Source organism: Actinomadura sp. ATCC 39365 (assembly GCF_054392275.1).
In genome coordinates, this window is record NZ_CP184335.1 from 7,339,922 (window position 1) to 7,360,406 (window position 20,485).

The 20,485-nt window shown below is 71.4% G+C and carries 18 protein-coding genes and 1 riboswitch; of the genes, 16 read left to right on the forward strand and 2 right to left on the reverse strand.

Features of this window, described 5'->3' with window-relative positions:
- Positions 1 to 94 precede the first annotated feature (94 nt).
- From ACNF49_RS35795 to ACNF49_RS35805, 3 genes are all read left to right on the forward strand, one after another.
- Entirely contained in the window at positions 95 to 916 is an 822-nt protein-coding gene (locus tag ACNF49_RS35795; protein WP_482940342.1) for an aldo/keto reductase, read from the forward strand.
- Positions 917 to 935: 19 nt separating this feature from the next.
- A complete protein-coding gene (locus tag ACNF49_RS35800) occupies positions 936 to 1,889 on the forward strand; it encodes a Gfo/Idh/MocA family protein (RefSeq protein ID WP_482940343.1) in 954 nt (317 codons plus the stop codon).
- A gap of 117 nt (positions 1,890 to 2,006) precedes the next feature.
- A riboswitch (cyclic di-AMP (ydaO/yuaA leader) is annotated at positions 2,007 to 2,144 on the forward strand.
- Positions 2,145 to 2,156: 12 nt separating this feature from the next.
- Positions 2,157 to 2,852 carry a CHAP domain-containing protein gene (locus ACNF49_RS35805; protein WP_482940344.1) on the forward strand — a complete coding sequence of 232 codons (696 nt, stop codon included), beginning with the start codon at positions 2,157 to 2,159 and terminating at the stop codon, positions 2,850 to 2,852.
- Between the two features lie 53 nt (positions 2,853 to 2,905).
- Here the strand turns inward: ACNF49_RS35805 and ACNF49_RS35810 are convergent, their stop codons facing one another.
- Positions 2,906 to 3,724 (reverse strand): class I SAM-dependent methyltransferase, encoded by an 819-nt coding sequence (locus tag ACNF49_RS35810; RefSeq protein ID WP_482940345.1) that lies wholly within the window; start codon positions 3,722 to 3,724, stop codon positions 2,906 to 2,908.
- Positions 3,725 to 3,884: 160 nt separating this feature from the next.
- Here ACNF49_RS35810 and ACNF49_RS35815 point away from each other — a divergent pair, with 160 nt between their 5' ends.
- The 9 genes from ACNF49_RS35815 to ACNF49_RS35855 all read left to right on the forward strand — a co-directional run bounded on the left by ACNF49_RS35815 (position 3,885) and on the right by ACNF49_RS35855 (position 13,632).
- On the forward strand, positions 3,885 to 4,313 hold the full coding sequence (locus ACNF49_RS35815) for a YciI family protein (protein WP_357969153.1): 429 nt from the start codon (positions 3,885 to 3,887) through the stop codon (positions 4,311 to 4,313).
- A 45-nt stretch (positions 4,314 to 4,358) separates the two neighbouring features.
- Entirely contained in the window at positions 4,359 to 5,651 is a 1,293-nt protein-coding gene (locus ACNF49_RS35820; RefSeq protein WP_482940346.1) for an RNA polymerase sigma factor, read from the forward strand.
- 523 nt (positions 5,652 to 6,174) lie between these two features.
- Complete coding sequence (locus ACNF49_RS35825; RefSeq protein ID WP_482940347.1) at positions 6,175 to 7,515, forward strand: ABC transporter substrate-binding protein; 1,341 nt, start codon at positions 6,175 to 6,177, stop codon at positions 7,513 to 7,515.
- A 55-nt stretch (positions 7,516 to 7,570) separates the two neighbouring features.
- Positions 7,571 to 8,527: a carbohydrate ABC transporter permease gene (locus tag ACNF49_RS35830; protein WP_482940348.1), complete on the forward strand. Its 957-nt coding sequence runs from the start codon at positions 7,571 to 7,573 to the stop codon at positions 8,525 to 8,527.
- On the forward strand, positions 8,524 to 9,354 hold the full coding sequence (locus ACNF49_RS35835; RefSeq protein ID WP_357969145.1) for a carbohydrate ABC transporter permease: 831 nt from the start codon (positions 8,524 to 8,526) through the stop codon (positions 9,352 to 9,354). Before ACNF49_RS35830 ends, ACNF49_RS35835 begins: the two co-directional genes overlap by 4 nt.
- Positions 9,351 to 10,760: a GH1 family beta-glucosidase gene (locus ACNF49_RS35840; RefSeq protein WP_357969142.1), complete on the forward strand. Its 1,410-nt coding sequence runs from the start codon at positions 9,351 to 9,353 to the stop codon at positions 10,758 to 10,760. Before ACNF49_RS35835 ends, ACNF49_RS35840 begins: the two co-directional genes overlap by 4 nt.
- A complete protein-coding gene (locus ACNF49_RS35845) occupies positions 10,741 to 11,739 on the forward strand; it encodes a LacI family DNA-binding transcriptional regulator (protein ID WP_358008515.1) in 999 nt (332 codons plus the stop codon). The genes ACNF49_RS35840 and ACNF49_RS35845 overlap by 20 nt, the downstream gene beginning before the upstream one ends.
- Positions 11,740 to 11,793: 54 nt before the next feature.
- Positions 11,794 to 12,621: an aldose 1-epimerase family protein gene (locus ACNF49_RS35850; RefSeq protein ID WP_482940349.1), complete on the forward strand. Its 828-nt coding sequence runs from the start codon at positions 11,794 to 11,796 to the stop codon at positions 12,619 to 12,621.
- Between the two features lie 18 nt (positions 12,622 to 12,639).
- Positions 12,640 to 13,632, forward strand: coding sequence for a phosphotransferase family protein (locus ACNF49_RS35855; RefSeq protein ID WP_482940350.1), 993 nt, complete (start codon positions 12,640 to 12,642; stop codon positions 13,630 to 13,632).
- On the opposite strand, the gene ACNF49_RS35860 is transcribed toward ACNF49_RS35855, so the two are convergent.
- On the reverse strand, positions 13,579 to 15,822 hold the full coding sequence (locus ACNF49_RS35860; protein WP_482940351.1) for a M64 family metallopeptidase: 2,244 nt from the start codon (positions 15,820 to 15,822) through the stop codon (positions 13,579 to 13,581). The genes ACNF49_RS35855 and ACNF49_RS35860 overlap by 54 nt on opposite strands.
- A gap of 77 nt (positions 15,823 to 15,899) precedes the next feature.
- On the opposite strand from ACNF49_RS35860, the gene ACNF49_RS35865 reads away from it, so the two are divergent.
- The 4 genes from ACNF49_RS35865 (at position 15,900) to ACNF49_RS35880 (ending at position 20,472) form a co-directional block, all read left to right on the forward strand.
- On the forward strand, positions 15,900 to 16,847 hold the full coding sequence (locus ACNF49_RS35865) for a LysR family transcriptional regulator (RefSeq protein ID WP_358293047.1): 948 nt from the start codon (positions 15,900 to 15,902) through the stop codon (positions 16,845 to 16,847).
- 101 nt (positions 16,848 to 16,948) lie between these two features.
- A complete protein-coding gene (locus tag ACNF49_RS35870) occupies positions 16,949 to 18,145 on the forward strand; it encodes an FAD-dependent oxidoreductase (protein WP_357969126.1) in 1,197 nt (398 codons plus the stop codon).
- Between the two features lie 68 nt (positions 18,146 to 18,213).
- The gene (locus tag ACNF49_RS35875) at positions 18,214 to 19,551 is read left to right on the forward strand and encodes a class II 3-deoxy-7-phosphoheptulonate synthase (RefSeq protein WP_357969124.1); all 1,338 of its coding nucleotides are present in this window, start codon (positions 18,214 to 18,216) and stop codon (positions 19,549 to 19,551) included.
- Positions 19,552 to 19,704: 153 nt separating this feature from the next.
- A complete protein-coding gene (locus ACNF49_RS35880) occupies positions 19,705 to 20,472 on the forward strand; it encodes an SAM-dependent methyltransferase (protein ID WP_482940352.1) in 768 nt (255 codons plus the stop codon).
- Positions 20,473 to 20,485: the final 13 nt, after the last annotated feature.

A 20,485-nucleotide genomic window follows, 5' to 3' on the forward strand; every position in this document is an offset into this window, starting at 1 on the left:
GTTTCCCCCAGCCGGTGGATGGCCTTGCACGACCCGCCTCAAGGTAGCCCGGCCTGCTTAAGCCGCAAGAAACGACATGTGAACAATGGAGGGTATGAACTCGCTGATGCTCAACACCGACGGTGTGCAGATACCACAACTCGGCTTCGGCGTCTGGCAGGTCTCTGCCGACGACGCCGAGCACGCGGTGGGGACCGCGCTGCGCGCCGGATACCGGCATGTCGACACCGCCGCCGCCTACGAGAACGAGGAGGGCGTCGGCCGCGCCGTGCGCGCCGCCGGGCTGCCGCGGGAGAAGGTGTTCGTCACCACCAAGCTGTGGAACGCCGACCACGGGCGCGCCGAGCAGGCCTTCGACGAGAGCCTGGCCCGCCTGGGCCTCGACTACGTAGATCTTTTCCTGATCCACTGGCCGGCCCCGGAGCAGGACAGGTACGTGCAGGCCTGGCGGGCGCTGGAGAAGATCTACCGGGACGGCCGGGCCAAGGCCATCGGGGTCTCCAACTTCACCGTCGCCACCCTGACCCGGCTGATGGACGAGACCGACATCACGCCATCGATCAACCAGATCGAGCTCCACCCGTACTTCCAGCAGCGCGAGATGCGGGCCTTCCACGAGGCCAACGGCATCCTGACCGAGGCGTGGAGCCCGCTCGGGCAGGGCAAGGGGCTGCTGGCCGACCCGGCGCTGCGCGTGCTGTCGGAGAAGTACGGCAAGACGCCCGCGCAGATCGTGCTCCGCTGGCACCTGCAGCTCGGCAACGTGGTGATCCCCAAGTCGGTCACGCCGTCGCGGATCGAGGAGAACATCGACGTGTTCGACTTCATCCTCGACACCGAGGACATGGCGGCCATCGGGGCGATGAACGCGGGGCGGCGAATCGGGCCCGACCCCGACTCGTTCAACCTGACCTGAGCGCTCTACGATCTCGGTCGTGCGAGATTTCACCTGGGGAATAGCGGCGACCGGCGGCATCGCGCGTACCGTGGGGGCGGCCATCGTGGCCGAGCCCGGCATGCGGGTGGCCGCCGTCGGCTCGCGGAGTCCGCTCAGGGCGCGGGCGCTGGCCGACGAGCTGGGCGCGGAGTCGGCCTACGGCTCCTACGAGGCGCTGTGCGCCGATCCGGCCCTCGACGCGATCTACGTCGCCACGCCGCACGCCCAGCACCTGGAGGTGGCCGAGGCCGCCATCGCGGCGGGCAAGTCGGTGCTGTGCGAGAAGCCGCTGGCGGCCGACGTGGCCGACGCCGAGCGCATGGTGGCGCTGGCCCGCGCGGCCGGGGTCTTCCTCATGGAGGCCATGTGGATGCGCTTCAACCCGCTCATCCAGCAGGTGGCGGCCGATCCGCGCTTCGGTGAGATCCGGTCGGTGCGGGCCTCGTTCGGCTTCGCGCTGCCCTACGACCCCGCCCACCGGTTGTGGGCGCCGGAGCTGGGCGGCGGGGCCCTGCTCGACCTGGGGATCTACCCGTTCGGGCTGGCCCAGCTGCTGCTCGGCATGCCCGCGGAGCTGCGCATGGCCGGCTCGCTGGCGCCCAGCGGCGTCGACGCCGAGGCCGGCGGGCTGCTGCTGTACCCGGACGGGCGGCGGGCCCTGGTGGACGTGTCGCTGCTGGCGCATCACGCCAACGACGCGAGCGTGGTGGGCACGTCGATGCGGGCCGACATCCTGGCGCCGTTCTGGGCGCCGCGGCGGGTGCTGCTGTCCGGGCCGTCGATGGAGACGGAGGAGCTGGTGCTCGACCCGGCCGACAACGGTTACGCGGGTGAGCTGCGCGAGGTGCGCGCGGCCACGATCGAGGGCCGGACGGAGAGCGCGGTCATGCCGCTTGACGAATCCCTTGCCATGATGGGGCTTCTGGCCGAGGCGAGGGCCCAACTCTCCTAGCTGGACCTTTAGGCACTTGCCTTGCTCTTGCCCGATGTATTACCTTGTGGGGCATCTCGCGGCAGACGTCCGGTTTGTCCGGCTTTGTCCAACCATCGCAAGACATTTCACAGGATCGTCCTGTGACCGCTGAATCCGCCTCCGGGCGGAACCGGGGACCCACGTCCTTTGGGGTGAATCGGCACTTCGGTGCCGTAGGGCAGCTTCCACGTCCGAACCCGTCAGCTAACCCGGTAAGCGGCATGGAAGCAAGGAGTAATGCCCTCGATGGCCAAGCACCGTCCCATCCGTGCCCCGAAGATCAACTACGCCCACGCCGCGCTCGGCGCGGCCATCCTCGCCTCCGCCATCGGCGGCCACGCCCCCGCCGCCGCCGCCGACAGCACCGGCCCCGCCGCCGCGACCGGCCACTCGGCCGTCGCGCCGCAGGCCGCCGCCCAGACCCGCAAGGCGGAGGAGACCCAGGTCAACGTCACCGCCGAGCAGGTCCTGGCCATGGCCAAGTCCCAGGTCGGCACCTCCGAGAACGCCTACGGCGGCGGCACCAAGTTCCAGAAGTGGTACGCCGACTCCAAGCGCGCCGCCGAGACCATCGCCCGCGACGGCGGCACCCGCGCGATGTACCTGAACGCGCCCTGGTGCTCGATCTTCGTCTCCTGGGTCGGCGAGCAGACCGGCGCCCGCCCGCAGGTCGGCTGGGACGCCTGGACCGTGGCCCACGCCAAGTGGTTCGCCGCCAACGACCGCTGGGGCGCCGAGGCCAAGCCCGGCGCGGTGGTCTTCTTCTCCTGGGGCGGCAGCAAGAGCCTGGACTCCATCCAGCACGTCGGCTTCGTCGTCAAGGACAACCACGACGGCACGATCTCCACGATCGAGGGCAACACCGGCAACGGCAAGGTCGAGGAGCGCGTCCGTCCGAAGTCGCAGGTCGTCGGCTACGGATACCCCCAGTACGCGAGCTGACCTCCCCCGCTCCGAGCGCGCGTCCCGCACGAGGGACGCGCGCTCGCCGCGTCTCAGGGCCGGACCGCCACCAGCGAGTAGAGGATCGGCAGGTGCGAGTCCCCGAACGGGAACCGGTACCGGCCGTCCGCGCCCTCGGACAGCAGGCCGCGCGGGTCGATGTCCGTCTCGACGTGCTCGCCCAGCTCGGCCACCGTGAGCCCGGCCCGCGCCGCCGCCGTGACGATCTCGCCCACCGAGTACGGGTACTCGACCGCCTCGTGGGCCTCGGTCACCACTCCGGCGTCGGCGTACGTGCCGGTCACCGTCTCCCGGTGGGCCTGGCCGCCGCCGTAGGGCCAGTCGGCCACCAGCGGGTCGAGCGAGGCCACCGTCTGGTAGGCCGGATGCAGGTCGACCAGCACCAGCCGCCCGCCGGGCCGCAGCGCCATGGCCGCGCCGCGCATCCAGGCGCCCAGGTCGCCGATCCAGCACAACACGCCGTACGTGGCCACCGCCACGTCGAAGCCGCCGGCCAGCGACTCCGGCAGCCGCTGCGTGTCGGCCTCCACGAACGTGGCCGCCAGCCCGGCCCTGGCCGCCAGGTCTCGGGCGCGCGCGACCGCCACCGGGGAGAAGTCAACGCCGGTCACCCGCGCTCCGAGGCGTGCCCAGCTCAGCGTGTCCAGGCCGAAGTGGCACTGCAGGTGGAGCAGGTCCCGGCCGGCGACGTCGCCGGCCAGGCGGCGTTCGAGCGCGTAGAGGGTCTGCCGGCCGGCGAGGAAGGCGTCGACGTCGTAGAACCGGTCGGCCGAGGTGGAGCCGTGGACGCGGGCGCGCTCGTCCCAGAGGGCCCGGTTGGGGACGGGGGCGTCTTGTGCGGGTCGGGGCATGGGGCGAGGATGGCACATCGGCCAGGCGGCCGCACGACCGGTACGGTGCCCTGGGAACGGACGGGCCCGCGTGTCGATCCGGCCGGCGCCCGTTCGACGCTTCGGCGAGGCCGGCTCCGCCCGGGGGCCGCGGACGGAAGGGACGTGCAGGATGAAATTCATGATCGTCGGCAGGGGCAACGCGGAGACCGAGGCCGGGGCGCTGCCCAGCCAGGAGCTCGTCGACAACATGCACGCCTACAACGAGGCGCTGGCCAAGGCGGGGGTGCTGCTGGCCGCCGAGGGGCTCTACCCGAGCTCGCAGGGCGCGCAGATCGCCTACAGCGGCGGCCGGGCCACGGTGATCGACGGCCCGTTCGCCGAGGCCAAGGAGCTGATCGCGGGGTTCTGGCTGATCCAGGTGAAGTCCAGGGAGGAAGCCCTGGAATGGGCCATGCGGGTGCCCGTCCCCGAGGGCCACGACGGGACCGGGCTGCACGTGTGGCGGGTGTACGACGCCTCCGACGCGCCCGACGCGGCCTCGTCCGACCCGGCGGAGATCGAGCGGGAGAAGGCCATGCGCCGGCGCCTGGGCGGGCAGGAGAGCTGACCCCGGCTTGCGGACCGCGGACGGTGCTGGTGTCATGACCCGGTGATGGCTTCCGACACCCACCGGGCGATCGAGGCGGTCTGGCGGATCGAGGCGCCGCGGCTCATCGCCGGCCTGGCCGGGCTGGTCCGCGACGTCGGCCTGGCCGAGGAGCTGGCCCAGGACGCGCTGGTCGCGGCCCTGGAGCAGTGGCCGGGGTCGGGCGTGCCACGCAACCCGGGCGCCTGGCTGATGACGGTGTCCAAGCGCCGCGCCGTCGACCTGATCCGCAGGAACGAGCGGATGTCCCGCAACCTGGCCGAGCTGGGCCACCGGCTGGAGACCGCCGGGGAGCCGCCCGAGCCCGACGAGATCGAGGACGACCTGCTGCGGCTGGTCTTCACCGCCTGCCATCCGGCGCTGTCGATGGAGGCGCGGGTGGCCCTGACGCTGCGGGTGCTCGGCGGCCTGAGCACCGACGAGATCGCCCGCGCGTTCCTGGTGCCCGAGCCGACCGCCGCCCAGCGCATCGTGCGGGCCAAGCGCACCCTGGCCGACCGGAAGGTCCCGTTCGAGGTGCCGCAGGGCGCCGAGCTGGCCGGGCGCCTGTCGTCCGTGCTGGAGGTCATCTACCTGATCTTCAACGAGGGGTACTCGGCGACGGCGGGCGACGACTGGATGCGGCCCGGCCTGTGCGAGGACGCGCTGCGGCTGGGCCGGGTGCTGGCGGGGCTGATGCCCGCCGAACCCGAGGTGCACGGGCTGGTCGCGCTCATGGAGATCCAGGCGTCCAGGGCGGCGGCCCGGGTGGGGCCGTCCGGCGAGCCGGTGCTGCTGCTGGAGCAGGACCGCACCCGGTGGGACCGGCTGCTCATCGGGCGCGGGCTGGCGGCGCTGGCCCTGGCCGAGAGACTGGCCGAGGAGCGGGCTGAGAAACGGGCCGGGGAGCGGGCCGAGGAGCCGGCCGAGGAGCCGGCAGGCGCGGCGGGGCCGTACACGCTGCAGGCCGCGATCGCGGCCTGCCACGCCCGTGCGTTCGACCCCGGCGACACCGACTGGGTGCGCATCGCGAGCCTGTACGAGTCGCTGGCCCGGCTGGCCCGCTCCCCCGTCGTCGAGCTCAACCGCGCGGTGGCGCTGTCGATGGCCTACGGCCCGGCCGTGGGCCTGGAGCTGCTCGACCAGATCGTGGACGAGCCGTCACTCAAGGGCTACCACCTGCTGCCGAGCGTCCGCGGCGACCTGCTGTTCCGGCTGGGCCGGCGCGGCGAGGCGCGGGCCGAGTTCGAACGGGCGGCCTCGATGACCCGCAACTCCCGCGAGCGCGCCCTGCTGCACGAGCGCGCCGCCGCCTGCTGAGCACCCCCTCCCCATCGACCGCGCGCCGCGCCCGGCCCAGGGCCGAGCACTGGGCCGGACACAGGGCCGAACGCCGCGCTACGCGCTGTGCTGGGTGTGGGGCTGGGTGTGAAGGCTGAGTGTGGGGGCCGGGCGTGGGGGGCCGGGCGTCGGGGCCGGGCGTGGGACCGAGCGTGGGACCGAGCGTGGGGGCGGTGCTGGAACGTGCCAAGCAGCCGTCACGCTGCGTGACAGCCGGGCCTGACCGGGAGCAAGCCTGAAGGGTCCGGGCGACATGCCCTTGATGCGGCACGAAAGATGTCTCTTGAGGTGGGAGCGCTCCCAAACAGCCCTTCACGCCCTTTATCCCCTTAAATCCCGATCCAGGGCGGCAAAACGCACGATTGGTAACGGTTCCGTTTCGGCGGATTGACGGACACAGCCGGTAAGTGCACCCTTTATGGGAGCGCTCCCAAACACTCCCACCGCGGCGGAGCGCGTGCCGCGGTGCACCTCCCATCAGTCACCCGAGAAGGGGTCCCCCATGATGATCAGCAAGCGTCGCGGTCTGGCCGCGGCCTCAGCCCTGGCCGCGGCGGCGCTGACCGTCGCGTCGTGCGGCAGCGGCGACACGCCGACCGCCGGCAACAGCCCCGCCTCCTCCGCGGCGGCGGCCGAGCCCGTCACCATCCGGGTGCAGACCTTCGGCGGCGGCTCCAACTTCGGCTACAAGAACGCCATCGAGAAGTGGAACGCCGAGCACAAGGACATCCAGATCAAGGAAGAGCACCTGACCGACCAGTTCGAGCAGCAGTACTGGCCGCAGATGATCCAGTGGCTGCAGTCCGGCAACGGCGCGGGCGACGTCGTCGGCATCGACGAGGGCGGCATGGGCCTGGCCAAGGCGCACCCCGAGTGGTGGGCCGACCTGAAGGAGTACGGCCTTGAGGGCCGCAAGGCCGACTACCCCGCCTGGAAGTGGGAGAACGGCGTGACGGCCGACGGCAAGATCTTCGGCCTCGGCACCGACATCGGCGGCATGAGCCTGTGCTACCGCGCGGACCTGTTCAAGAAGGCCGGGCTGCCCACGGACCGCGAGAAGGTCGCCGCCCTGTGGCCGACCTGGGACGACTTCATGAAGGTCGGCCAGCAGTTCCAGGCGAAGGTGAAGGACACCAAGTTCACCGACGGCACCAACACGCTCTACAACGTGGTGCTGTACCAGGAGGCGGCCAAGAACGGCAACGTCGCCTACTTCGACAAGGAGAACAACCTCATCGTCGACAAGAACCCGGCGGTGAAGGCGGGCTTCGACTTCGCCTCCAAGCTCAGCCAGTCCGGCCTGACGGCCAAGCTGCGCAACTTCACCGACGAGTGGGCGGCGGGCACCCAGAAGGGCGCCTTCGCCACGGTCGGCTGCCCGTCCTGGATGCTCGGCGTGGTCTCGGGCAACGCCGGCGACGGCATGAAGGGCAAGTGGGACGTCGCCTCGGTGCCCGGCGGCGGCGGCAACTGGGGCGGCTCGTGGGTGGCCGTGCCCAAACAGTCCAAGCACCCGAAGGAGGCCGCGCAGGTCGCCGACTACCTGACCAGCGCGCAGACCGAGGCGAGCATCTTCACCGACTTCGGCAACATGCCGAGCAACAGCAAGGCCCAGGCCGAGACCGCCGTGCAGGGCGCGAAGAACGAGTTCTTCAGCGACGCCCCGATCGGTGAGATCTTCGCCAAGTCCGCGGAGAGCCTGCAGCCGGTCTTCCTCGGGGTGAAGCACGCGCAGGTCAAGAACGCGGTCGAGTCGGTCATCCAGGGCATGGACGACGGCTCGGTGGCCTACGACAAGGCCTGGCAGCAGCTGGTCGACGACGCGGTGAAGGCCGCGGGCTGATCTTCCCCCGCCCGGCCCGCGCCAGCGGGCCGGGCTTGCCGCTGAAAGGTCTGTTATGAGCCTCGACACCCTTCCGCGGGCGGCGCGGAACAACCATCGCCGCGACCGCCCGCCCGGCCGCCTCTGGCGTTCTCGACTCGACGTCAAGGCCATGCCGTACGCCCTGGTGTCCCCGTACTTCCTGCTGTTCGCCGCCTTCGGGCTGTTCCCGCTGGCCTTCACGCTCTACTACTCGCTCTACGACTACGACCTGGCCGGCGACACCAAGTGGGCCGGGCTGGGCAACTACGCCGCGCTGCTGGCCGACGAGGACTTCTGGAACGCCGTCACCAACACCGTCGGCATCTTCCTGCTCGCCACGGTCCCGCAGATGCTGATGGCCCTGTTCCTGGCCAACGCGCTGAACAAGAAGCTGCGCTGGCGGCTGCCGATCCGCATGAGCGTGCTGCTGCCGCTGGTCACCTCGGTGGTCGCGGTCGCGGTGGTGTTCACGCAGCTGTTCGCGCGCGACTGGGGCCTGGTCAACTGGGTTCTGGGCTGGTTCGGCGGGGACAAGATCAACTGGCGGGCCGAGCGCTTCCCGTCCTGGCTGGCCATCGCGGCGATGGTCGACTGGCGCTGGACGGGCTACAACGCCATCATCTTCCTGGCCGGCATGCAGACGATCCCCAAGGACCTGTACGAGGCGGCCGCCATCGACGGCGCGTCCCGGCGGCGCCAGTTCTGGCAGATCACGCTGCCGATGCTGCGCCCGACCATGATCTTCGTGGTGCTCAACTCCACGATCGGCGGCCTGACGCTGTTCTCCGAGCCGACCACCTTCTACAACGGCAACGTGGACGGCGGCTCCCAGGGCCAGTTCCAGACGGTGGCGATGTTCGTCGTCAAGCAGGGCTTCCGCGAGTTCGACTACGGCTATGCCGCGGCGGCCGCCTGGCTGCTGTTCCTGCTGATCCTCATCGGCGCGGCCGTCAACTTCCTGTTCGTCCGGCGGATCGGAGGCGCCAAGTGACCGGCTGGAAACCGACCGTCATGACGCGGGTCATGCTCGGGGTGGCCATCTTCCTGTCGGCGTTCCCGCTGTACTGGATGCTCGTCATCGCCTCGCGGACGAACTCCGACGCCGTGTCGGTGCCGCCGAAGTTCCTGCCCGGCGGCAACCTCGGCGAGAACATCGTCGCGGTGCTGGAGAACGAGGACGCGCACTTCCTGCTCGGCCTGACCAACTCCTTCGTCAGCGCGGCGATCGTCACCGTGTCCGTGGTGATCATCTCCACCCTGGCCGGGTTCGCCTTCGCCAGCCTGCAGTTCAAGGGCCGCAACATCCTGCTGCTGCTCGTGCTGCTGACGATGGCGGTGCCGCTGCAGCAGATGGGCGTGGTCCCGCTCTACCGCATGATGGTGAGCCTGGAGTGGACCGGCACGCTGAAGGCCATCATCCTGCCGTACCTGCTCAACGGGTTCGGCGTGTTCCTGATGACGCAGTACACGCGCCAGGCCGTGCCGAACGAACTGGTCGAGGCGGCCAGGGTCGACGGCGCGGCGACGCTGCGGATCTGGTGGAACGTCGTGCTGCCGGCCGTGCGTCCCGGCATGGCGGTGCTCGGCATCAACACCTTCATGCTCATGTGGAACGACTACATGTGGCCGCTGATCGTGCTGACCCCGGACAACCCGACCGTGCAGATCGCCATCAACTCGCTCAACGCGCGCTACTCGACCAGCTACTCGCTGATCTTCGCGGGTACCGCGCTGTCCATCATCCCGCTCATCGCGGTATTCGTCGCATTCGGCCGCCAGATCGTCGGCGGACTCATGGAAGGTGCGGTCAAGGCGTGACGACACAAGAGGAACAGATCCGTCCTGGGCTGCGCTTCCCTCCCGGTTTCGCGTTCGGCGCGGCCACCTCGGCGTACCAGATCGAGGGCGCGGTCACCGAGGACGGGCGCGGCCCGTCCATCTGGGACACCTTCACCAAGACCCCGGGGCGGGTGCTCAACGGGCACCACGGGGACGTGGCCATGGACCACTACCACCGCTACCGGCAGGACGTCGCCATCATGGCGGACCTGGGCCTGACGGCCTACCGCTTCTCGGTGTCCTGGCCGCGGATCCAGCCGACCGGCTCTGGCGCGGTCAACCAGAAGGGCCTGGACTTCTACAAGCGGCTCACGGACGAGCTCCGGCAGAACGGCATCGACCCCTGGCTGACCCTCTACCACTGGGACCTGCCGCAGGAACTGGAGGACAAGGGCGGCTGGCCCAATCGCGACACGGCCTACCGCTTCGCCGAGTACGCCACGATCGTGCACGAGGCGCTGAAGGACCACGTCCACACCTTCAGCACGGTCAACGAGCCGTGGTGCGCCGCGTTCCTCGGCTACGCCTCGGGCGAGCACGCCCCGGGCCGGCGTGAGCCGCGCAACGCGATCAGGGGCGCGCATCACCTCAACCTCGCCCACGGTTTGGCCGTCCAGGCGATGGACGCGCGCCGCGCCGGCGGCTGCGTCAACCTGTACGCGATCTCCCCCGAGACCGGCAGCGAGGCCGACCTGGACGCGGCCCGCCGCATCGACGGCCTGCAGAACCGGTTCTTCCTGGACGCGCTGCTGACCGGCCGCTACCCCGAGGACGTCCTGAACGACATCCCGATCGACGACGACCTGGTGCGGCCGGGCGACATGAAGATCATCAACGCGCCGATCGACGTGCTGCTGGTGAACTACTACAGCCGCTTCACGGTCTCCGGCGCGCCCGGCGGCAGGGCGTCGGCGGCGGCGGCCCCCACGGACACGGCCTCGCCGTGGGTGGGCAGCGAGCACGTCTCGTTCGTCAACGGCGGCCGGCCGGTCACCGCGATGGGCTGGGAGATCGACGAGGACGGCCTGGTGGAGGTCCTCACCCGGGTGGCGCGGGACTACCCGCCGATCCCGATGGTGGTCTCCGAGAACGGCGCCGCCTTCGACGACGTGCTGGCCGACGGCCGGATCCACGACGCGCAGCGGCAGGCGTACGTGGAGGCGCACCTCGGCGCGTGCCGGCAGGCGATCGACGCGGGCGTGCCCCTGCAGGGCTACTTCGCCTGGTCGCTGATGGACAACTTCGAATGGGCCTGGGGCTACGGCAAGCGTTTCGGCCTGGTCCACGTCGACTTCGACACCCAGGAGCGGCTGCTGAAGGACAGCGCGCACTGGTACTCGGAGATCATCCGGCACAATAGGCGACATGAACCGACCGACTCTTGAGGCAGTCGCGGCTCGGGCCGGTGTGGGCCGGGGCACGGTGTCGAGAGTCATCAACGGCTCGCCGAACGTCAGCGCCAAGGCCCGCGAGGCCGTCGAGCTGGCCATCCGCGAGCTGGGCTACGTGCCCAACAGGGCGGCGCGTGCCCTCGTCACGCGCCGCACGGACACCGTCGCCCTGGTGGTGTCGGAGTCCCAGTTCCGGGTCTTCGACGAGCCGTACTTCGCCGGCACCATCCGCGGCATCGGCTCGGCGCTGGCCGAGACCGGGCTGCAGCTGATCCTGGCGATGGCGCGCTCCCCCGAGGAGCACGAGCGGCTGGAGACCTACCTGACGGGGCAGCACGTCGACGGCGTGCTGCTGCTGTCGCTGCACGGCGCCGACCCGCTGCCGGGCAGGCTGGAGGAGATGGGCGTGCCGACCGTGCTCGGCGGCAGGCCCGTCGGCCTCGACCCCTACAGCTTCGTGGACATGGACAACAGGGCGGGCGCCCGGCAGGCGGTCAAACACCTGCTGGGCCTCGGCCGGGGCGCGATCGCCACGATCGCCGGCTCCCAGGACATGGGCGTGGGCGTCGACCGTCTGGCCGGCTACCGCGACGCGCTGCTGCCCTCGGGCCTGCCGGAGATCGTGGCCTTCGGCGACTTCTCCGAGGAGAGCGGCGCCACCGCCATGCAGGAGCTGCTGGAGAGCCATCCCGATCTCGACGCGGTCTTCGCCGCCTCCGACCCGATGGCCCTGGGCGCGATGCGCGTGCTCAAGGCCGCGGGCAAGGCGATCCCGCGCGACGTCGCCGTGATCGGGTTCGACGACTCCAAGGCCGCGCTGCACGCCGATCCGCCGCTGACCACCGTCCACCAGCCCACGGAGGCCATGGGCCGCCAGATGGCCCAGCTCCTCGTGGCCCGCATCAACGGCGAGGAGCTGCGCCAGCCCGTGGTGATCCTCGACACGCACCTGGTTCGCCGAGAGTCCGCCTGACCAGGCGTTATCCTGGCCCGGCTGCTCGCACGCCCGACGAAAGGACCTTCTCCCGTGCCCCAGCTCGAAGGCGGCGGCTACACCGCGCAGATCAGCCCGCGCGGCGCCGCGCTCAGGACGCTCAGGCACGGCGGGCGCGACCTGGTGACGACCTGGCCCGAGCAGGGCCCGGTCCCCTACTTCGCGGGCACCGTCCTCGCTCCCTGGCCCAACCGGGTGGGCGGCGCCCGCTACACCTTCCAGGGCCGCTCCCACCGGCTGGAGGTGACCGAGCCCGACCGCGGCCACGCGCTGCACGGCCTGGTCGCCGTCGTCGACTGGAAGGTGGCCGAGGCCGAGGCCGATCGGGCGCGCCTGACGTACGAGCTGGCCGAGGCGCCCGGTTACCCGTTCGCGCTGGCGTTGTCGGCCGAGCACCGGCTCGACGCGGGCGGCCTGACCACGACGGTCACGGCCCGCAACACCGGCGAGGCCGACGCCCCCTACGGCTGCGGGCCCCACCCGTGGCTGCTGGGCGAGGAGCTGGAGCTGCCCGCCGCCCGCTACCTGACGACCGACGACCGGCTGCTGCCGGCCGGCCCGGCCGACGTCGCCGGCACCCCGTACGACTTCAGGAAGCCGCGCCCGGTCGGCGACACCGTGATCGACCACGCCTTCACCGGGCTCGACCGCGGCGAGGTGCGGGTGGGCGCGGTGCGCGTCGGCTGGGACCCGGCGGTGCTGCCGTGGGTGCAGGTCTGCACGAGCCGGCAGCTCGGCTACGAGGGCGTGGCGGTCGAGCCGATGACCTGCCCGCCCGACGCCTTCAACTCCGGCACCGACCTGGTCGTGCTGCGGCCGGGCGACGAACACGTGGCGAGCTGGACGATCAGCGTCGCCTGAACCCGGAAGGGGCCTTGCGTGGACAGCAGGACCAAGCGCCGCTTATCGCCCGCCGAGCTCGACGCGCTGGCCAGGCGGGCCGTGGGGGCGGGCATCTTCACGGCCACCGAGCTGACCGACGGCTACGCCAACGCCGTGTGGCGGCTGACCCTGGAGGACGGCCGCGAGGTGGTGCTCAAGCTCTCCCCCTCGCCCGACCTCGACCAGCTCAGCTACGAGCGCAACCTGCTGCGCATGGAGGCCGCCGCCTACGAGCTGGCCGCCGCGGCGGGCGTGCCGATGGCCGAGCTGCTGGTGGCCGGGTTCGACGACCCGGTGCTCGGCGGCGACTACCTGATGCTGACCGCGCTCGACGGCGTCTCCTGGAACGACGTCAAGCCCGAGGGCGAGCAGGCGCTGCGCCGGGAGCTCGGCCGTCACCTGGCCGCCTTCAACGCGGTGACCGGCGAGGTGTTCGGCTACCCGCACGCCGGGATCGTCGGCTCGACCTGGCGGGTGGCGTTCCTGGCCATGGTGGGCGCGCTGCTGGCCGACACCGAGCGCTACCCGGCGCCGCTGCCCCGCCCGGCCACCGAGATCATGGCGGTCTTCGAGCGGGCCGCGCCGGTGCTGGACGAGGTGACCACGCCGTGCCTGGTGCACTTCGACGTGTGGGCCGGGAACGTGTTCCTCGACCTGACCGGCGAGCCGCGCATCCAGGCGATCATCGACCACGAGCGGGCGTTCTGGGGCGACCCGATCGCCGAGTTCGTCACCCCGACGATCTTCGACGAGCTGCGCGAGGACGACCCGCTGCTGGCCGGCTACCGCGAGGTGACGCCGCTGGAGCTGACCTCCTCGGCCCGCGTCCGGCTCGACCTGTACCGCGCCTACCTCTACCTGATCCTGCTGGTGGAGAACGGACCCCGGCAGTACCCGGAGTCCGAGTACGCCAGGGTCCGCGATCTGGCCGTCAGCTCACTGGCGGACGTCCTGGACCGCCTCGTACGGCTTCCCCTTGACGCCCGCTGACAGCTTGTCGCACTGACCGCCGCCCGCGCCGTTCACCTGGTTCGGCACGCCGAGGTCGGCCGGCCCGGGGGTGTTGCCGGTGCAGGCGAGGGCGCCCTTGACCGTGACGCCCGACAGGATCGGCGCGGTGTTGCCGGTGAGCACGGCCGCGCCGCGCAGCTCGGCGCCCACGACCGTGAGCCGGGCCGCGCCGGTGACGCTGAGCGCGCCGTCCACGCGCGTCCTGATCAGGTGCACGGCGGCGGGCCTGGCGGCGGTGAGCGTGCCGCTGATCCGGCCGCCGTCGGTCACCAGCGAGGCGCCTGCCTTGACCGTGACCGGGCCGGTGACCTGGGCGTCCTTCAGGCAGGTGACGCCGTCGGCCACGGTGAGCGGGCCCCGGTGCGCGCCGGTGACCGTGCGGTCGCAGGCGGGCGGCGGGGCGATGGTGGTGACGGTGAAGCTTTTGGCCTGCCCGTAGTTGCCGGCGGCGTCGATCGAGCGGTACTCGACGGTGTGCCGGCCGCGCGGCAGCTTGCCGTAGACCAGGGAGTCGATGACGGTGCCCTCCTCGGTGAACGTCCAGGGCAGCGCGGAGGAGGTGGGCCAGCCGAAGTAGTTGAACCAGCCGTCGCCGTCCACCCGGGACTCCGAGACCACGTAGCCGTCGCGGTCGTCGTCGCCGGTGAGCTTCATCGTGAACGGGCCGTTGTAGACGTAGGTGTCGCCGGAGCGGGCGAGCGGCTCGGACAGCTCGTACCCGGTGGTGGGCGCGGCGGCGTCGACCTGCCAGGTCAGCGTGGTGCCGCCGAGGGTGGCGGTGAGGGTGTGGGCGCCGGGCGCCAGATCGGCCGCGCCCAGGTCGAACTCGGTGCCGGTGCCCGCCTGCCGGCCGTCCAGCGTCCAGGTGACGGCGGGGACGGACGCCGCCGGGTGGGTGGTCTCGACGGACACGACGGCGTCGCGTCCGGCCGGGCGGTCCGTCGGCGTGGACGACACGATGGCGGCCTGGACGCCGTCGGGCGGCGTGGTGAGCGTGGTGTCCACGGTCCAGGTGCGGGTCCTGCTCATGGCGGTCCGGATCGCCGGGTCCCGGACGAACTCCGTGGGGTCGGCGACCGTGGCCGTGACCGTGTGCGTGCCCGCGGCCAGGCCCAGCGTGCGCAGGTCGAGGACGTCGGCGTCGCCGGGCAGGTTCTTGCCGTCCACGGCCCAGGTGGTGGTCAGCGAGTGCCCGGCCGGGCGCATCGGCTCGACCCAGAGCACCCGGTCGGCCCCGACGGGCGCGGCGGTGGGCGTGGAGTCCTGGATCAGCATGGTCTTGGCGGTGATGCGCTGGGTCATGACCTCGCGGCTGACCTGGTCGAAGTAGTAGCCGAGGGTCTTCATCATGGAGTGCCTGCTCGGCCGCCACACGCCGCCCGTGTAGTACATGCCGCCCTCGTAGCGGGCGATCGGGCCGCCGGACTCGCTGTCCTCGCCCAGCCACCGCCACCACTTCCGGCGCTGGTCGAGCATCTGCTGCTCGGTCAGCAGGCTGTGGTGCGCGCTGGAGGGCTCGGAACCGCCGTAGGTCCCGCCGGGGACGCCGCGCTGGTAGTAGTCGTACTCGTCCTGGAGGCCGCCGAGGGAGTGGCCGAGCTCGTGCGGGCTGATCAGGGCGGACATGGAGTTGCTGCCCGAGGCGGTGGCGTAGCTGCCGCCCGCGCCGCCGTAGGTGCCGCTGTTGGCCAGGGCGAGGATCTGCCGGTTGCCGGACGTCGTCCCGGTGACCAGGTTCGCGAACCGGGTGGCGGCGGAGTTGTCCATGGTGATCAGTCGCTGCACGCTGCCGGGGTTGCAGCCGCCCCAGAAGCCCATGCTCAGCGGGGTGGTACGGCGGGGCGCGTCCAGGCCGGGGTCGCAGCTCACGCCGGACTCGCCGGAGACGATGTCGATCCGGTAGACGTTGATGTAGTCGCGGTAGGTCTTGAACGGCTCGATCGACCACATCACGTTGAGGTGCCGGTCCACGTCGGCCCGGAACTTCGCCTGCTCGGCCTCGGTGTAGCCGTCGCCCATGACGATCAGGTTGAACCGCTTGGCCGGGGCGCCGGTGACCTGGACCGGCACGACCGTGGCCGCGCCGGGCCCGTCGGCGGCCGCCGACGCATGGGCGGATGGGACATATAGGACGGCGGCGGCCAGTACCAGGGCCGCGAATCTACGCATGTCATGCACTATCGGCCCGATGGATGCGGCAGTCTCATCCCATAAGGGCATAACTCCGGAGTGATAGCTTCTGCGGGATGCAGCTCGAACTGAGACATCTCAGGACGCTGCGCGCCATCGCCGACCACGGCAGTGTGACCAGGGCCGCGGCGGCGCTCGGCGTCTCCCAGCCCGCGCTCACCGCCCAGCTCGGACGGATCGAGCGCCTGCTCGGCGGGGCGGTCTTCACCCGCGACCACCGCGGCGTGGCGGCCACCGCGTTCGGGGAGTTCGTGCTGGCCAGGGCGCGGGTGGTGCTCGCCGGGGTGGACGACCTGCTGGCGGCGGGGCCGTACGAGCTGGCCGGGCAGGCGATCCGGGTGGGCGGCTTCGAGAACCCCGTCGTCGTGCCCCTCGTCGCGAACCTGGCCGGCGCGCTGCCCGAGGCGCGGATCACGCTGCAGACCGAGCACTACGTCCGGGTGCTGGTGGACATGGTGGCCAACGGGCGGCTCGACGTGGCGCTGGTGGCCGACTATCCCGACCACGAGCTGCGGCTCGGCCCGGCCATGGGGATGGGCGTGGTGGCGGTCGAGCCGGTGTTCGTGGCGCTGCCCGCCGCCCATCCGCTGGCCGGGCGTACCGAGGTGGAGCTGGCCGAGCTGGCGGGCGAGCCGTGGGTGCTGCCGCCGCCCGACGGGATGGGCTGGCCCGAGCACCTGCTGGAGGCGTGCCGGCGGGCCGGGTTCACGCCGCGGGGGCGGTACCAGCTCGTGGAGGCCGGGGTGCGGCGGGAGCTGATCGCGGCCGGGCACGCGGTGTCGGCCTGCCAGGCGCTCTACGACCCGGGCGAGCGGGTGTCGGTGCTGCCGCTGCGCGGGAACCCGCTGTGGATGCGTCAGGTGCTCATCTGGCGGTCGTCGTTCGCCGCGCACGCGCCGGCGCTGCTGGAGAGCGCCCGCGCGGCCCACGCCGCCGTGGCGGCCCGCAGCCCGGTCTACACCGCCTGGACCGCCCGCTACGGCCGCCCGCCCCTGCCCTCCTGACCCTCGCCCCCCACGGCAGCGACGCCTCTCCGGCATGCCGGAGGGGCGCGGGGGCTTGCTCATTTCCGGGGACGTGACACAATCTCATTGGGTGATGAATTATGACTTGTGTGATAGCCGGAGGCGGCCCCGCCGGGGCCGTGCTCGGACTGCTGCTGGCCAGGGCCGGCGTCGAGGTCACGCTGCTGGAGAAGCACGCCGACTTCCTGCGCGACTTCCGCGGCGACACGATCCACCCCTCCACCCTGCGCGTGCTGGCCGAACTCGGCCTGGTGGAGGACTTCCTGAAGCTGCCCCACCGCAAGGCCCACGAGCTGCGGCTGGTGACCGACACCGGCGACATCAGGCTCGCCAGCCTGCGCGGCCTGCCGGGCGGCTACGACTACATCGCGTTCGTGCCCCAGTGGGACTTCCTCAAGCTGGTCACCTCGGCCGCGAGCGCGTACCCGAACTTCCGGCTGCTGATGAACGCCGAGGCCCACGACCTGATCCGGGAGGGCGGCGCCGTGCGCGGGGTGCGGTACCGCGACCCGTCCGGCGAGCACGAGCTGCGGGCCACGCTGACCGTGGCGGCCGACGGACGGCACTCGGCGCTGCGCGCCCGCGCCGGCCTGGTCCCCCAGGATCTGCACGCGCCGATGGACGTCGTCTGGTTCCGGCTGCCCCGGCACGACGACGACCCCGACGACACGTTCCTGCGCATCTCCAGCGGCCACATGATGGTCGCCATCAACCGGGAGACCTACTGGCAGCTCGCCTATCTGATCCCCAAGGACGGCTTCGGGCGGCTGACCGAGCAGGGCATCGACGCCCTCAGGCGGCCGGTGGCCACGCTGCTGCCGTACCTGGCCGACCGGGTCGGGCAGATCGAGGGCTTCGACGACGTCAGCGTGCTCACGGTCGCGCTCAACCGGCTGCGCCGCTGGCACCGCCCGGGGTTCCTGTGCATCGGCGACGCGGCGCACGCCATGTCGCCGGTCTTCGGGGTGGGCATCAACCTGGCCGTCCAGGACGCGGTGGCCGCCGCCAACCTGCTGGCCGCGCCGCTCGCCGCGGGCCGGCCGATCCCGGAGTCCACCCTGCACCGGCTGCAGCGGCGGCGCATGCTGCCCACGCGGGTCACGCAGGCGGCCCAGCGGCTGGTGCAGAACCAGGTGATCACGCCGGCGCTGGGGCGGCGGTTCGACGCGTCCAGGATGCCGCGCGACGTGACCAGGATTCCGCTGCTCAACCGGCTGCCGCGGCGTTTCATCGGCCTCGGGGTGCTGCCTGAGCATGTGAAGTCTCCCGAAAGCTGATAAATGCATTCTCACAACGTGGACAAGGGGGTCGGTGGGGCCGGGTCAGTGGAATACCCTCGTATCTCGTGAGCAGCAATCTCGTGGATCTCGATTCCTGGCGAGCCCTTCCCGCGGCCCAGCAGCCCGACTGGCCCGATCGCGGTGAGCTCGACAAGGTCGTCGCCGAGCTCGGCGGCCTGCCCCCGCTCGTCTTCGCCGGCGAGTGCGACCAGCTCAAGAGGCAGCTGGCGGCCGTCTCGCGCGGGGAGGCGTTCGTCCTGCAGGGCGGCGACTGCGCCGAGACCTTCTCCGGCGCGACCGCCGACAACGTGCGCAACAAGCTCAAGACGTTGCTGCAGATGGCGATCGTGCTGACCTACGCGGCGAAGGTGCCGGTCGTGAAGATCGGCCGGGTGGCGGGCCAGTTCGCCAAGCCGCGGTCGAAGGGCACCGAAATCCGCGACGGCGTGGAGCTGCCGGCCTACCGGGGCGACATGGTCAACGGGTTCGAGTTCACCCCCGAGTCGCGCGAGCCCGACCCGTGGCGGCTGCTCAAGGCCTACCACTCCTCGGCGGTGACGCTCAACCTCGCGCGCGCCTTCACCAAGGGCGGCTACGCCGACCTGCGCCAGGTCCACGCCTGGAACCAGGACTTCGTGGCCGAGTCGCCCGCCGGGCGCCGCTACGAGCAGCTGGCCCGCGAGATCGACCAGGCGCTGGCCTTCATGCGGGCCTGCGGGGCCGAGCCCGAGGAGTTCCACACGGTCGAGTTCTACTCCTCCCACGAGGCGCTCATCCTCGACTACGACCGGGCGCTCACCCGCATCGACTCGCGCACCGGCCTGCCCTACGACGTCTCGGCGCACATGGTCTGGATCGGCGAGCGCACCCGCCAGCTCGACGGCGCGCACGTCGACTTCTTCGCCGGCATCCGCAACCCGATCGGCGTCAAGCTCGGGCCGACGACCTCGCCGGAGGAGGCGCTCGCGCTGATCCAGAAGCTCAACCCGGACAACGAGCCCGGCCGGCTCACGTTCATCACCCGGATGGGCGCGTCCAAGATCCGCGAGCACCTGCCCACCCTGGTCAAGGAGGTCACGGCCTCCGGCGCCCAGGTGGCCTGGATCTGCGACCCGATGCACGGCAACACCTTCGAGGCGCCGAGCGGGCACAAGACCCGCCACTTCGACGACGTGCTCGACGAGGTGGCCGGGTTCTTCGAGGTGCACCGCGCGCTCGGCACCCACCCGGGCGGCATCCACATCGAGTTCACCGGCGACGACGTCACCGAGTGCGTGGGCGGCGGCCACGAGATCGTCGAGGGCGACCTCGGCACCCGTTACGAGACGGCCTGCGACCCGCGGCTCAACCGCGGCCAGTCGCTCGACCTCGCCTTCCGCGTGGCCGAGCTGTACCGGGGCTGAGCCGTACCGCTGAGCGCGGCGTCCTTCCAGGGTGAGCCGGTTCCGCGCGGCGCGTGTTCGTGACGCGCCGCGCGGGCAACCGAACCGAATTCCGGTACGGGTGGGGACAGCGAGGCTATGATCACCCGAAGGACCGAAATTTCGGGAGAAATCGTGGACAGTGCCCCTGAGGGGGTCGACCCCAACGTCCCCAACGTCGCGCGGATGTACGACTACTACCTCGACGGCAAGGACAACTTCGCGGCCGACCGCGCCGCGGCGGAGCAGATCCTCAAGGTGTTCCCCAACACCAAGGAGGCCGCCCGCGCCAACCGGGCGTTCCTGCAGCGGGCCGTGCGGCATCTGGTGGACTCGGGCGTACGGCAGATCGTCGACCTGGGCGCCGGGCTGCCGACGCAGGGCAACACGCACGAGATCGCGCCCGAGGCCCGCGTGGTCTACGTCGACTACGACTCGGTGGTGTGCGTCCACGGCCGGGCGCTGCTGGCCCGTACGGACAACGTCGACATCCTGCAGGCCGACATCCGCGAGGTGGACGTCCTGCTGGACAAACTGGGCGCGCTGGTCGACTTCGACCAGCCGGTGGCCTTCCTCATGCTGGCGATCCTGCACTTCATCCCCGACGAGCAGGCCCACCCGATCGTGGCCCGGCTGCGCGAGGTCAGCGCCCCCGGCAGCCACCTGGTGATCAGCCACGCCATCGACGCCAGGCCCGACACCACCCCGCAGGCCGTGGAGGTCTACAACCAGGCCACGGCCGCGCTGAGCCTGCGGACCGACAAGGAGATCCTGGCCTTCTTCGAGGGCTACGAGCTGGCCGACCCCGGTCTGGTCTTCCCCCAGGACTGGCGTCCCACCGAGCCGGCCGCCCTGACGAACGGCACCGACGTCGGCTACGTCGGCGTCGCCCGCAAGCCCTGACGGAAGGCCGGAA